We start from the raw sequence: 13,642 nt of genomic DNA, 5'->3' as shown, positions 1-13,642 counted from the left end.
GGCCCCCGCACACCCTCAAGACGCGGGGTGTGCGGGGGCCGCCTACCGCACTTCTGTCACTTCATGGACAGGCTAGCTGCCGTGGGTGCGGCGGCGCCGGAACCAGACGAGCGCTACGCCGGCCGCGAGGAGCGCCGCGGCGATGGCGGCGACGGTGAGCACTTGGGCGCCGGTGTCAGCAAGGCCTCCGCCCTTGTCACCGTCGTCGCTGGCGGGCGGTGTGGCGGGCGGCTGGCTCGGCGTGTGGCTGCCGGACGGGGCGGGCGTGGGGGTGGACGGGTGCCCGGTGCTGCCTGACGGCGCCGGAGTCGGCTTCGTCGGCGTCGGGCTCGGTCCGGGCGGCGTAGCACTGGTGTCGGTGGTGCCGCCGAGGTAGAGCATGCTCGCGTCCTCGGCGTCGTTCGTCATCGCCTTGACGCTGTCCTTCGTGGTGCGCGGCAGGTTGCGGTGCTGCGCACGGAAGCGGAGAGCGGTGATGTTCCGCTTGGGCGCCTTGGAGAAGTCGACTCCCCCGACCATGTACACCACGACGCCCTGGTCGGTGTCGACGTTGTACTTGAACTCGCCGTTCAGGTAGATTTTCCGGTACCGCTGGAACAGCTCGTTCTTGTCCCACTTCTGGTTCGGGGCGCGCAGCGGCCACCGCTTCACGTCGTTGCTGTTGATGATGCTGTGGTAATCGGTGGGCGACTTCGCGTCCTGGACGCGGATCCACTCGGCCGCGACGCGGGAGGTGTAGACGCGCCGCAGGTCCGCGTACTGGGGTGCGGTGTTGATGGTCTTCTCGACCGCCGGGACGATCATCCGGTTGATGACGGACTGGGCCTGGTCGCGCTGGGGTTTGGTGGGGTGGCAGGCGGCTTCGCCGCCGCCGGGCTGGGTGGCGAAGTCCTGCTCGACCGACTTCAGGCGGAGCGGGGCGTCCAGGATGTAGATGCCGCCGTCCTGCTCGCGGACCTTCGCGGGTTTGGGTTCGATCCAGTTGCGGATCGTGGTGAAGCACGGGCGGCCGTCGACCCTGGGGAGCTGGGCCCAGAAGCGTTTGCCGAGGTCGGTCTTGGGGTCCATGGCCTTGAAGAAGTCGTGCTTCATCTGGAGATCGGCCTCCAGGAGCACGCGGCCGGCGTCGGTGGAGGCGAACGTGGAGTCCATGATCCGGTCGGGCTGGTCCGGGTTGAGGTTGACCCAGAACTTGTCCGGCGTGAGCGCGAGCCAGGCGAAGAAGGAGTCCGAGATCAGCTTGGCCTTGGCCTTGCCGCCGAAGGACGGGTTGCCGTCGGGGTCGGGGTTCTTCTTCGCGGAGAACGCGTAGTCGATGCCCTTGCCCTTCACCGGCTTGCCGACGTACTTGAGTTCGAGGCTGGTGAAGTCGACGCCGCCCGGGCCCCGGACGCGGTTGCCGTTCGGGTCGAGGCTGCGGACGTAGGCGTTCTCGCGTTTGGCGATCTCGCGGGTGGGCGGGGAGCTGTCCACGATCTTCGCCGCGCCGCCGGCGTAGGAGTACCGTCCGGGCGGCGCGAGGTTGGTGTCCACGCGCGAGTACTTGGTGCGCTCGTACTGCGGGAGCCCCAGCGCGCGATGTTCGTAGGTGGTCAGGCGGCGCTGGCCGAGGTTGTTGCGGCCGAACTCCTGCCGGAACTTGTTCATCAACTTCTGCGTCTCGCCGGACTGCCCATCGCCGAACACGTACCGCATACGGTAGTTCTTGTACCTCGGGTCCTTCATCAGGGCCCGGGTGGCGGCGTTCTGCTTGCTGTCGTGCTGGCCTCCGGCCTTCGCCTCGACGAACTCGCCCGTCTTGTGGTTGAGCGCGTCCAGGCGCCGCCGGTACGTCTTGCCGGTGTCGGGGTCCTTGACGTCGATCTCGACCTCGCACAGCCAGTCCGGGCCATGGAGCTTCAGGTCGTTGACGAGCTTTCGGTGGAAGGCGTCACCGCGGCGGTTGTTGCCGTAGGTACCGATGTAGTTGTTCCTCAGGTACTCGTCGAACGATGCCGCCTTACGCTTGCCGGAGCGCTGGTTGAGGTTGTAGCGGGCGTAGACGCGACGTGGGTCGTCCTCCTTGTACTTACGGTAGTTGCGTCCGATCTTCTTGAGGAAGGCGTCGCGTTCCTGTGGGTCGTCGGGCAGTGTGAGGCCGTCGAAGGACTCGCGGGGGTTGTCGTAGCCGTAGGAGTCCCAGTCGATCGCCGGGCGCACGCTGCCGTCGGTCTCCCACGGCTGGGAGCCCGGCGCGGCCGGTGTGCCGGAGGTGCCGAACTTCTGGTCGCACGGCTTGCCCGGACTCGGCGGCCGGCGCGCCGCCTCGGCCTGCCCGGTCAGCTGCGGCAGACCGCTGAACGCCATGATGCCGGCGCAGGCGAGAGAGACCGCGACGCGCAAGAGATTGCGCCTGCGGCGGGGTATGGGGTGGCTCACGTAGCTTCTCCCGTGAGGGGCCCAAAAAAGGGTGAGAGGTGTTCAGGGTCCCGGGGCGCCAGGGGCCCCCGTGGTCGTTGGCGCCGCCGAAGCCCACACCCTAAAGGACTCACCATGTTCAGGTCATGACTGTTTCACGGCGCGCCGGGCCTCAACTGGCGTTCCACACAGGATCGTTACTGGACCATCAGACGGGCTGCGTATGCTCGGGCGCCATGAGCACCGGCGACGAGAACGAGTGGACGGGCAACCCGCTGCTGAAGCAGTGGCTGAGCGAGCGGCAGGACGCCTTCGAGCTGTGGGCGGCCGAGGCGGGCGGCGGCTGGGACTTCACCATGGAGTCCGTGGACCGCCTTGAGGCCCTGATCCGGTCCCTTTTCTCCTCCACAGGTGAGATCGAGGCCGCTCAGGACACCGCGTTCGTCCAGGGCGCCTGCTGGTACCTCGGCGAGGTGTTCGCCCGCGCTCACGGCATGGAGTGGCAGCAGCGTCCCGGAGGCGACCCGGACGATCTCCCCTTCGTCATCCAGGCAGGAGGAACCGGCGGTATCGGGCTGGACGACGAGGGCGAGGAGGAGGAACTGGCCGTTCTCTGCCCCGGCGACGAGATCTTGGCCCTGTTCCTGCGCGACGACGACAACCACCTCCGCGACGCTCTCGAAGGCTGGTTCTCGTAGTGCTCCGTCACGTCGAGTGATCTCGCCTGGCGGTGGGCGTCTTTGTGGTGTGAGGCCGGGTGAAGTGGATCGGCTCCGTGGTGAGTTATCGGAGTTCGTTGGCGATGTGTTTGCTTCGGTGCCGCGGCAGGTACTGGCACCTGCACCACCTGCGGCCGCCCCCGCCGACCAGCAGAAGCAGAACCTGACGGAGCACTGCTAGCCGGTGTTGTCCGAGGACGAGCGGGCGACGCTGGTGCGCTGGTCGCGGCGGGCGAAGTCCTCGCAGGCACTCCTGACGGGCATCGCTACCGGCCTCGCCGATTGGCCTTTCAACAACTCCGTGGTGTAGAAAGCTCCGTCGATCAACCATGATCACGTTACCGAGCTCTCTCATTCGGGGGAATGGAAGAATGATGTCAACTCGCCGTGCTCTCAGCACGGTTGCGCTTCTCGCCGCTCGCTGCCGGCCCCGGCAAGTGGAAGCAGGTCGACCATGAGCAGCTGTCGCTGCACATCGACCGCTGCCTGGCCGAGGAAATCGGGGCTCCCACCAAGGACTACCCCAAGGTGAAGGCACCCTACGGCTGCTTCGGCAACATCTATGACGTCACGCTGGACGCCAAGGGCCAAGTGAAGACGATGAAGGAGATGTGGAGCGTCTGACGACGGCCGTCAGCCCGGCCGGAGTTTTCAGGCTCCGGCCGGGTCTTCCGGCGTCCCCGGTGCCCCGTGGTGCCGCCGGCTGAGCGTGCCAACGCGGACCATGCGCCGCGCGGGCGGCGGCCCTTCGGCCATGCCGCAAACCGGGGTGCCGCTGACGAGGGGCGGACCAAGCGGGAGGTGACCCGTCGGCAGCCTTCGGTTCGAAGGTGCCGGCGATGCCGCGCTCGCCGGTGGCACCGGCAGATGCGCGCCGCTCCGCAGCGGCCGGGTGGTGGAGTTCGCGCAGTTCGCCGAAGGTCCCGGCGAGCAAAGCGTCGCCGTCGCCTGCGACGAGTCCTTCGGCGGCTGGACCAAAATCTTCACCGACCCCCGCCTCTGCGCGGCCATCGTCGACCGCCTCTCCTTCGACGGCACCCTCATCGAGACCGGCACCTCCTCCTACCGCCTCGCCACCACCCGAGCCCGGGCCGAGAGCACCGCCAGCTGACCTTTTCAGTCGTTCCGCATGCCCCGCCTGGAGCCGGGCTACCGCGATGACCAGGGGACACGCTGCGGCTGGCCGGCCGGGCGGACATCGACAAGATCGAAGCCATCCTCGTGGCGCACGAGATGTCGGACCTGGCCCAGGCTGGAGTCACGGACGAACCCGACCCACCCTCGCGTGGTCGCGTGTCGAAGAAGCCATCCGACGACGTCCATCGTCACCCCGAAGTCGTCCTCGTGGACACACGTCCGGACGGTCAGGGCCCACGCTTCGCTGCCGTCCCGGTTCGGCCTGTCCGTGGCACGGACCAGCAGGGAGACATCGGCCCCGTCGAACGAGTGGCTCGCCGAGCCACCGTCGAAGGCCTGCCAGGGACCGCCCCATGACTCCCAGTCGGCCGACTTCGGCTCTGTCGGCATGTCCGCCTGCCCCAGGAGCCACCTCACTTCCCCAAGCACCGGCTCTGGCAGGTCCGGCGGCAGGTCCACCGCCAGGAACAGGTCGTAGTGGTCACTCACATCAGGGACCCTAGCCCCATCCGCTGACAGCACTCCGTGGGCCGGGCAGACCCCCACGGAGGAGCCCTGCGCTTCAGAACTCGTGACCACCGATCGGCGGCTTGATCACCAAGCGCTGCCCCAATTCAGGTTCTGGTCCCCCTTTTGTGGAGCAGCCACGCTCTGTGATTTCTCGAGACGGGGTGGTCCTTCGCGACTCCAGCCGCAGATCCGAAGGTGCTCAACTCCGCGGCACGCACCTTCGTGCCGCGCATCCGCCGGGCGGAGCAAGGCCAGAGGCCCCCGGCGAAGGCCGGCTGAGGGTGCGGCGGTCGGCGAAGGCTTCCGTAAGCCGGGCGCAGGGAGCTGGACAAGAGCGCCTCGCCTCTATGACACCGATCCGAAGACGATCAGGCGGATCAGGATCGGCGCTCCCTTCCTCCGCTTGGGGCCGGGCTTTCGGCGGCACCCGTACAGGCCGGAAGACGGTGCCCGTTGGGCCGGTGACGTCTGGCCAACGGCCCTCGAAGGATTTGCGCTGCCTGTCGGCCAGGCCGGCGGGGGCAGCGGTCCGCGGCCGGCTCGGCGGAGATGCGGAGTCGGCGCCCGCGGCAACCAAGTCCTCATCGGCCGTGTCCCGGCGAGGAGCCGACCGAGTCGGGCCCCGCCGCCGACCTGCACACCACGTCGAACCGTAAGCTCCGGATGAACAGGCCTACCTGCCCGCCCCCGGACCGGCCGGTCCGAGCGGAGACTGGCCGGTGTGCAACCCTCCTGTCTGCCCGCGCCTCACCGGCACCACCCGCAGGGGTGACGCGGCCAGGTTCAGGACCGACGTCTCCTCTCGGCCTGCGGCAGGACGAGGTCCGGCAGTGCCACCGCTTTGGACGAAGGGCTCGGCCGCCGCCCACCACGGTCGTTCACGGAACGGCCGCCGCTCCGCGGTGAATACGCCGCCGCGCGCACACCTCATGCAGACGGCGTACCGCAGGGATCACGAACCGTCAGCCCTCGACGACCCCACGCTCATCGAAGGCATCACCACGCTCACTGAAGGCCTTCGCCGCATTCCGGGTGATCTCCGGCCGGCGCGGCTCGCTGGGTGGCGGCGGCGACGGGCACTCCTGCGCGCAGGTCGCGAGCGCGCCCGGTCGATGGTCAGCCCGAGCACGGGGTCGTCGAGCGCGCTCTCGCGCGTGAAGTCCTGTGGACAGGCGGCCATACCGGCGTCGGTCCGCTGCAGCGAGTACTGGCCGGCCCCGCACGGACGAAAAGATGTCCGGACGCCTCGTCACACCGTGGGCCCGGCCCGGCCGCGTACCGGGACCGCGGCACCCCCAACACCCCAACGGGGAAGCCCACTGCCGGGGTTCGTGCGGGGCCGGGGCCGGGCTCCTGGCGGGACCCGAGACGGGCGGGTACGGGCACGGCGAGACCGGACCAGGGCAGCCGGAGGGGCACGTTCGCAGGCCGCGGTCGCCGACCAGGACGGTGCGGTGCAGGTCGACCGGAAGCCAACCCATGGGGCGGGGGCGGCGTTGCGGGTGATCGGTGATCCACGTCCCTGCGGTCCGCCTGCCCTGTCACAGGCCGGTGGTGCCAGACGTTCTCACGCCCCCCGGGCGTGTCATCCGCCCGCGGCCTCCTCGGTCTCCCAGCGCAGCAGGTCGCCCGGCTGGCAATCGAGCACCTCGCAGAGCGCGGCGAGTGTCGCGAAGCGCACCGCCTTGGCGCGGCCGTTCTTGAGGACCGCCAGGTTGGCGGGCGTGATCCCAACGCGGTCCGCGAGCTCACCTACGGACATCTTCCGCCTGGCCAGCATCACGTCGATGTCGACGGCGATCGGCATCAGATCACCTCGTCCAACTCGGCTTGCATCTGTGCCGCTTCGACATCGCGCGCGACGGCCTGGGCGAGCAGCATCCGCAGCACGAGCACGATGAGCGCGACGCCCAGGATGGCCACGCCGATCCCGGCCATGATGACGGTGACGCCCGGGTCGTCCCGCTGGCCCGGCGCGTTGAGGGCCGTGACCGTGAACCACATGAGGGCAGCTGCCACGATCGCGCCGATCACTCCGTCCACGTACCGGAAGGCGGTGTGGGAGAACACGGTGCCGCGTCGCACCATCGTCACCAGCCGCCCTACGCAGGCCAGGGCGACCTGGGCCGACACCATGCCCAGGATCGTGATCACGCGCAGCGCGGTCAGCGGGAGCGATCCGTCCTCCGGGTCGCTCTTGCTGACCAACGCCCACACCATCCCTGCCTGTACGAACACGGTGCCGGCGAGCACCACCACGAGCACGGCGCGCAGCGCACCCACTGTCAGCTTTCCCACGACCCAACCTTCCATCGAATTACGATGAGAATCTATCGACTTTCGATAGATGAAGCAAGGGTCAGGGCGATGACGATCCCCAGCACCACGAGCAGCACGGGGTCCGTGGCCGGGGGCGGCGCGGCCGGCGGCCGCTCGGGGGCCACAGGGGCGGCGCTGACGTGTGCTGCCCTCCCCCGCTGCCGGTTGCCGTGGCATGCGCCGCTGCTCGGGTGCGTAGACGGCGACCGCTCTCGCGACGCAACCACCTACGTCTACCACCGCACGTCAGGCTCCCAGCGCTATGACCTGGGCAGCACGCACCCCCGCCGTGACGCACCCGACTCCCACTTCACCGACGGAGCCCGCCTCAGCGACTACATGCGCCAGGGGCAAGGCGTCGCCCTCGACTTCACTGCCGGCCGCCGGCTCGCCGACGCACTCACGGACCGCGAGGACGTGATCCGGTACGCGCCCACAGCGCGAAGAACGAGCTGGGCTGCGGCGCCCTCCTCGTCCGCCCGGATGGCGTCATCGCCTGGGCCGACGGCTGCGACCCCGACCTCGCAGAGTCGGGACGCGCCGCCACCCGCTGGTTCGGCACCACCGACTAGCAGCCCCAGCTCCGCATCCTCGCTGCGCGTCACATCCCCAACTGGCACCCGACGTGTCGTGACGCCTTCGCGGCAGGCGTCACACCACGTCGGGTGCGTTCTCCCGGGCGGGTTCCTCGGATGCCGGGTGATCCGGACCGCCGGCCGGGGCGGCGGCACGCAGCGCCGCCTCGACCCGGCGGTTGCTGGTCATGGATGCCGTGACGGCCGTCATCGCCAGCAGGAGGACGGCGGCGGCGTAGAGCGGGGTGCGGATGTCGTAGGTGGTGGCCAGCCAGCCGCCGAGGAAGGCTCCGACGGGGGCGGCGCACATGGCCAGCATGCGGGAGGTGGAGGCGACCCGGCCCATGAGGTGGGCCGGGACGATCGCCTGCCTCAGGGAGGGCCCGAGCACCATCGTGGCGCCCATGCCGGCCCCGCAGACGGCGAGCGCCAGCCCGGCCGCGTACGGGTTGGGGGCAGCGGCAAGGCCCAGGATGGCAAGCCCTTCGACTGCGGCCGTGCAGGTCAGTGCGGTGCCGGTGCCGAGTCGTCGGCCGAGGTGGGAGGCGATGCCCGCACCGAGCAGTCCGCCGGTGGCCTCCGCCGTGAGGAGCAGGCCGAAGCCGTAGGTGTCGATGCCGAGGCGGTCGTGTGCGAAGAGGGCGAGGACGGTCTCCACGGCGAGGAAGGCGATGTTCCCGACCGCCGGGCGGAGCGCGAGCCCGAGCAGCAACCGGTCCCGGAAGACGTACGCGGCCCCGGCCCGCGCCTGCCGAAGCAGCGTCTCGCGGATCTCCGGCGCGGGCCGGGGCAGGGCGGGAAGCGACCGTACGAGCAGTGCGGAGAACATGAACGACACCGCGTCGGCGAGCAGCGGAACCGCCCGCCCGAGCGCGAGCAGCGCACTGCCCGCGGGCGGCCCCGCGAAGCCGGACATGGCGGTCTGGGCTCCGCGCAGGCGGGAGTTGGCCCGCTCCAGGAGTGCGGGGTCGCGGCCGAGCAGATCCGGCAGATAGGCCGTGGCGGCCGTGTCGAAGAAGAGTGAGCCGAGGCCGAGCAGGAAGGCGAGGGCCGCGAGCAGCGGGATGCTCAGCATGTCGAGCGCGGCCGCTGCCGCCGGTATCGCGAGCAGCACCGCACGGGCCGCGTCCATGACCCACATCGTGCGCCGGCGGTCCCAGCGGTCCACCAGCGCACCGCCGAGCACCCCGAAGAGCAGCCACGGCAGCGTCCCGGCGGCCGTGACGACGGCGAGCGCCATCGGATCCCGCGTCAACGTCACCGCGAGCAGCGGCAGTGCGGCATGCGACACCCCGTCACCGAGCGAGGACACCGTCTGCGCGGTCCACAGCCGTCCGAACCCGGTCGGCAACTTCCGGACGTCCGAGGTCACTTGGCGCTCCCCTCGGTCTGCTCGCCCCGTGCCGGGTGGAACAGTGCGAAGACGAGTGACGCGTCCGGCAGCGACGGATCGGACAGCTCCCGGTACTCGTCCGCCAGTGCCTGCAGCCGCGCCCCCAGCTGCGCGAACTGCTCGTCGGTGAGCCGCAGATGCGCCATCCGTACGTGCCGCTCGCCCTCCGCCGGCGACGCCTCCAGGTCCGCCACCGCATGCCGCATCAGCACATCGGGCCCTCCCTCGCCCGGATCCGGCAGCACGATCGACCGCGCGGCCATCGCGTAGTACCGCTCGGTGACACCGCGCACCTTCCGCGTCCGTACCACCTTCACCAGGCCGGCCCGCTCCAGCAGCCGCACGTGATAGCTGGAACTCCCCTTCGCAAGGCCCACCCGCTCGGCGATCTGTGTGATCGTCGCCGGCTCGAAGCGGAGCACGGCCATGATCCGGTGGCGCGTGAGATTGGAGACGGCGCGCAACTGGTCGTCCGTGGTGACGTGAAACGTCTCGGGAAGATCATCGGTAGGCATACGAGCAATGGTCAACGATTCTTGACCATTGGGCAAGGGGTTTTCGCGCGGACCTTCGAAATCTCCTCGACGACCCCGGGGACGACTCCGCCGTTCGGCCCATCAAGGTCACCGGCTGCACCGCCGAAAAGGGACCAAGCGGAGTCGCCCACCCTCGCGTTCCGGTACGCCTCCACGCCCCAGGCCGCTCCGACGACGGCGGTCCCGTACCCGGCCGACAGGCCCGGAGGAGATCCCGCATGCGCGTCTTCCTGCCCCTGGCCGCCGTCACCACCGCCGCGCTCCTGCTCGTGACGGTCACCGGCGCGAGTGCCGCCGCAGCAGACCAAAGCCCCGACGGCACACCCCTGGTCAAGGTGTCCCAGGGCGACCCGTACGCGAAGTGCACCATCGGAGCGAGGTCCCCCGGCAGCATCGTCTACCCGGGCACCGAGGTCGAGCCGTACCTGTCCGTCGATCCGCGCGAACCCAAGCGCGTGGTCACCGTGTTCCAGCAGGACCGCTGGAACGACGGCGGCGCCCGGGGCCTGGCGGCCGGCTGGACCACGGACGGCCACACCTTCCACCGGAGCACGCTGCCGTTCAGCCTGTGCGCCCCCGGCGGCGCGGACTACGAACGGGCCACCGACCCCTGGGTGAGCACCGGACCGGACGGCACGGTCTACGCCGGCGGGGAGGGCGTCGACTTCACGAAGAGCACGCGCACCGCCCTCCTGGCCGTCACGTCCCGCGACGGCGGCCGCACCTGGCAGAACCTCACCACCACGCACGTCGACGAGCAGCCGTTCTTCAACGACAAGCCCTCCCTCACCGCCGACCCGATCCGCAAGGGCACCGCCTACCAGGTCTGGAACCGCCTCGACAACGACCCGCCCGGCCCCAGCTCCCTCGACGGTCCCGGTTACATCTCCCTCACCCGCGACGGCGGCCGCACCTGGAGCAGGGCCCGGCCGTTCGTCGCCACCAGCACCGTGCCCAACACCCAGACCATCGGCCATCTGATCGTCGCCGACCGGTGCACCGGCACCCTGTACGACTTCTTCGACCGGATCACCTACTCCGACGACCTGAGCACCGTCGTCGAAGCCCGCTACGAGGTGGTCACCTCGACCGACGCCGCAAAGACCTGGAGCGCCCCGGTCACGGTGGCCCGGGACACCTCCGTACCGGAGGTCGACCCGAACGACCCCGCCACACTGCTGCGCGCCGCGGCCACCCTGCCGAGCCCGGCCGTCGACCCCGGGACAGGCACCCTGTACATGGCCTACGAGGGCTCGGACTTCTCCGGTGGGAAGTTCGACTCCGTCCAGCTTGTACGGTCCACCGACGGCGGACGCACCTGGGGGACCCCGGAGCTGATCAGCCCCAAGGGCGTTGCGGCCTTCTCACCGTCGATCGCGGTCGCCGAGCGGGGCACGGTCGCGCTCACCTACTACGACCTGCGTTTCCTCAGGCCCGGCAACACCACCACTGTGCCCACCGCCTACCAACTGGCCACGCTGCGGCACGGAGACCCGAGGCTGCGGACCGAACGACGGATCTCGCGGGTCTTCGACTGGCTGCAGGCGCCGTTCGCCGGGGGCTACTTCCTCGGCGACTACCAAGGCCTGGCGGCAGACGGCAAGGGAGTACGGGCGGTGCTCACCGAGACCCACTCCGGCGCACCACAGAACCGTACGGACGTGTACACCGGCAGCCTCCGCACCCCCTGACCGCCGCGGACGCCGTCGCCCGGCCGACCGCCGACGGCTGCACCGGCCTGCCGTCCGCCCAGAACTCGTACGTCGTCCGGACACACCGCGTGCTTCCAGGCCGACGCGGACCTGGCGTGCCCGACGGCTCGGCACAGTCCCTGCGGCTCTCCCGGCCACGCTCGCACGGGAGCGCCCCGCGGCGCGTGGCTGCGGGGCGCCTTGGCAGGTTCAGTCGATCTTCTCCCCGTCGTGCGTGCCACCCCTGCAGAGGTTGGCCGTCAGATCGGCCGTTCCGCCGCCCTGCTTGCACTCAGAAGGGGTGACGTAGGAGGGGGTGCCCTTCGCGGTGGCGGCGGCGGTGGCAGCGCCTGTGAGGCCGAGTCCGGCGAGGGCCGCCGTGGCGATGACGGCGGCGAGGATTCGTCGCATGCGCATGTGGTTCCCCTTTCACGGATTGCCTCGGTCGGGGCACTAGCCAGTTTGATCTTCACCCATGTGGGTGGCACGTCATGTTGCGCCATTCGGGTGACAGTGCCGTCGGGTGCGGGGTCGGTGACGCGGCCCGTCGGACAGGCCTGGCACGAAGAGACCACCCCGGCAGGACGGGTGGTCTCTTCGTCGTTCCGCACGGGGCGGCGTCCGCAACCGGCTCCGTGCTGAGAGCCGTGTTGACGTGCGGAAACACGCCCTTGGCAGCGGAGGGTGGCCGGACGCTACACGCTCTGCTCGGCGTCCGCAGGAAAGTGCAGGTCGCAGGGGGCGAACGAGCCCCGTCGGACGCTGCGGGCGCTATTTTCCCTTAACCGCTCAAGTTGTGCCGGGGAGGGCTTTCCAGGGCGGCTTGAGCAGCTCGGTGACCCTCGTGGCCAAGCGGCCGGTACCGCAGCGGCAGAGCACTCAGCGGCCTGGCTGCACGCGTGGGAAGACCTCGGCCGTGCGCCGCGCACCCTGGATGCGTACGCCCGGGCCTGGCGCAGTACCTGGAAACGTTCTTGGTCGCTGCCGGGAACGGTCCCGGCAGCGACGAGAACACGTGTTGCCGAAACCGACCATCCGAGAGGACCCCGCACCTGATGTCCATATGGCCTTCGATCGTTGCCGTACTCGGTACGCTCGCCGGTGCCCTGACCGCCGGACTTCTCCAGCACCGCTCCGCACGCACCGCGCGCGCCGAGCAGCGGGCCGACAGCCACCGCCAGGACCAGCTCGGCGCCGTCACCGACTTCGCGGCCGCCCTGGACGCGCACCGCTCGGCAATGTTCCACCGGGAGCGTCTGGCCCTGGCCGACGCGGGCAGCGAGCACCAGCTGGAGGCTCAGACGAGGTCCCACGACACCCGGGCGGCGATCACCGCGCCCCACATCCGCCTTCAGGTCCTGGTCCCCGAGCTGACCGGCCCCGCCCAGCAGGCCGCAGATGCCACGTACGCGCTGCGCAAGGCCACCGGCCGCACCGAGCTGGACGCCCGGCGGCACGCGGCCAAGGAAGCGTCCGAGGCCTTCGTCGCCGCTGCCGCCGCGCTGCTGAGCCCCGACAACCGCTGACTGAGGGGGATCACCGCCGCGTGTCCCGGCCGTCCATCGAACTCGGCAGGTGGCCGGCCGGGCAGACCGTGGCGGGCCGGCGTCCCGGCTGGCCTGCTGGTCCGGACCCGTGTCAGGCTCCGCCGCTCCGCACGGACGCCAGGCCGAGCACACTGACGCGGGCGCCGTCGACTCGCACGTTCCTCCACCGGCCCCGTGACCTCCTCGACTTGATCCACACTCAGGTGGCGGAGCCGCCTTCTCCCGGCCCGGGGACAGCTGGGTGATCGAGTCGAAGGAGAACGCCGGGGTGCGGTCGAGCTCGTCCAGCCAGCGGTCCACCTCAGGGTGCATGCCGTCGAACGCACCGCGCAGCAGCTCCTGCTGCCGGGGCCTGTCGTGGTGGTGGTGGTGGTCGACTTCCCGTTCGCTCCGGAACAGGAACAGGGCCCGCGCGTCGCCGAGGTGCGGCGCGCCGTACATGCCGGCGGTGCGGCCGACGCCGACGTGGAGAAGGAGTTCGCCGCCGAGCGCGGCGCTGTTCGGCAGGGTCAGCACTCCGAGGTAGGCCCCGGTGAAGGCGCTGAAGCGGGACTCGTCGCCGAAGACGAGGCAGCGCACGTTGGAGTGGAGCCCGTCCGCGCCGACGACGAGGTCGGAAGCGGCGCGGCGGGGTGTTCTCGAACCCCCTGGAGGGTTGTTCACCTCGGATCGACGGCCCGGAACTTCGCATCAGGATGCGGGCTCCGGTCCTGACGCCGCATCCCGGCATCGACGTCAGGACCTTCGAACGGGCCTTGGCGGCGGACCGCGGGCGGTTGGGGCGGGCAAAGCCCGGCCGTCTCGGCCGCGCGGAGCAG

General features: G+C 70.3%; 12 protein-coding genes and 2 pseudogenes. 7 read left to right on the top strand and 7 right to left on the bottom strand.

The genetic code is table 11. From position 1 onward, the window contains the following. Nucleotides 1–72: 72 nt before the first annotated feature. On the bottom strand, nucleotides 73–2,418 hold the full coding sequence (locus IO33_RS0130050; RefSeq protein ID WP_037686285.1) for an LPXTG cell wall anchor domain-containing protein: 2,346 nt from the start codon (nucleotides 2,416–2,418) through the stop codon (nucleotides 73–75). Between the two features lie 215 nt (nucleotides 2,419–2,633). On the opposite strand from IO33_RS0130050, the gene IO33_RS46125 reads away from it, so the two are divergent. From IO33_RS46125 to IO33_RS0130030, 3 genes and pseudogenes are all read left to right on the top strand, one after another. After that, nucleotides 2,634–3,095: a hypothetical protein gene (locus tag IO33_RS46125; RefSeq protein ID WP_051927055.1), complete on the top strand. Its 462-nt coding sequence runs from the start codon at nucleotides 2,634–2,636 to the stop codon at nucleotides 3,093–3,095. Between the two features lie 408 nt (nucleotides 3,096–3,503). Further along, complete coding sequence (locus tag IO33_RS50610; protein ID WP_157857936.1) at nucleotides 3,504–3,740, top strand: hypothetical protein; 237 nt, start codon at nucleotides 3,504–3,506, stop codon at nucleotides 3,738–3,740. Nucleotides 3,741–4,047: 307 nt separating this feature from the next. Then, a pseudogene (locus IO33_RS0130030) lies at nucleotides 4,048–4,227 on the top strand (ATP-binding protein); the annotation flags it as partial. A 38-nt stretch (nucleotides 4,228–4,265) separates the two neighbouring features. Here the strand turns inward: IO33_RS0130030 and IO33_RS0130025 are convergent. The 3 genes from IO33_RS0130025 to IO33_RS0130015 form a co-directional block, all read right to left on the bottom strand. After that, on the bottom strand, nucleotides 4,266–4,742 hold the full coding sequence (locus tag IO33_RS0130025; protein WP_031170713.1) for a hypothetical protein: 477 nt from the start codon (nucleotides 4,740–4,742) through the stop codon (nucleotides 4,266–4,268). A 1,606-nt stretch (nucleotides 4,743–6,348) separates the two neighbouring features. After that, nucleotides 6,349–6,570: a helix-turn-helix domain-containing protein gene (locus IO33_RS0130020; protein ID WP_031170711.1), complete on the bottom strand. Its 222-nt coding sequence runs from the start codon at nucleotides 6,568–6,570 to the stop codon at nucleotides 6,349–6,351. After that, nucleotides 6,570–7,061 (bottom strand): DUF2975 domain-containing protein, encoded by a 492-nt coding sequence (locus tag IO33_RS0130015; protein ID WP_031170710.1) that lies wholly within the window; start codon nucleotides 7,059–7,061, stop codon nucleotides 6,570–6,572. The genes IO33_RS0130020 and IO33_RS0130015 overlap by 1 nt, the downstream gene beginning before the upstream one ends. 452 nt (nucleotides 7,062–7,513) lie before the next feature. Between IO33_RS0130015 and IO33_RS54190 the strand changes: the two are divergent. Beyond that, nucleotides 7,514–7,654: pseudogene (locus IO33_RS54190) on the top strand (aromatic-ring hydroxylase C-terminal domain-containing protein); the annotation flags it as partial. A gap of 79 nt (nucleotides 7,655–7,733) precedes the next feature. Here IO33_RS54190 and IO33_RS0130010 read toward each other — a convergent pair. Next, nucleotides 7,734–9,029, bottom strand: a complete 1,296-nt coding sequence (locus tag IO33_RS0130010; RefSeq protein WP_031170708.1) for an MFS transporter — start codon at nucleotides 9,027–9,029, stop codon at nucleotides 7,734–7,736. Then, nucleotides 9,026–9,565, bottom strand: coding sequence for an ArsR/SmtB family transcription factor (locus IO33_RS0130005; RefSeq protein ID WP_031170706.1), 540 nt, complete (start codon nucleotides 9,563–9,565; stop codon nucleotides 9,026–9,028). Before IO33_RS0130005 ends, IO33_RS0130010 begins: the two co-directional genes overlap by 4 nt. 239 nt (nucleotides 9,566–9,804) lie before the next feature. On the opposite strand from IO33_RS0130005, the gene IO33_RS0130000 reads away from it, so the two are divergent. Further along, entirely contained in the window at nucleotides 9,805–11,277 is a 1,473-nt protein-coding gene (locus tag IO33_RS0130000; RefSeq protein ID WP_051927054.1) for a sialidase family protein, read from the top strand. Between the two features lie 210 nt (nucleotides 11,278–11,487). Here the strand turns inward: IO33_RS0130000 and IO33_RS0129995 are convergent, their stop codons facing one another. Then, nucleotides 11,488–11,694: a hypothetical protein gene (locus tag IO33_RS0129995; protein ID WP_031170702.1), complete on the bottom strand. Its 207-nt coding sequence runs from the start codon at nucleotides 11,692–11,694 to the stop codon at nucleotides 11,488–11,490. A gap of 638 nt (nucleotides 11,695–12,332) precedes the next feature. Between IO33_RS0129995 and IO33_RS0129990 the strand changes: the two genes are divergently transcribed. After that, nucleotides 12,333–12,803 carry a hypothetical protein gene (locus tag IO33_RS0129990; RefSeq protein ID WP_031170700.1) on the top strand — a complete coding sequence of 157 codons (471 nt, stop codon included), beginning with the start codon at nucleotides 12,333–12,335 and terminating at the stop codon, nucleotides 12,801–12,803. 327 nt (nucleotides 12,804–13,130) lie between these two features. Next, complete coding sequence (locus IO33_RS50605; protein WP_031170698.1) at nucleotides 13,131–13,538, top strand: hypothetical protein; 408 nt, start codon at nucleotides 13,131–13,133, stop codon at nucleotides 13,536–13,538. The last annotated feature ends 104 nt before the right edge of the window (nucleotides 13,539–13,642 follow it).

It is taken from the genome of Streptomyces durhamensis (assembly GCF_000725475.1).
Lineage (GTDB): Bacteria > Actinomycetota > Actinomycetes > Streptomycetales > Streptomycetaceae > Streptomyces > Streptomyces filipinensis.
This window is presented reverse-complemented; position numbering and strand designations above follow the sequence as displayed.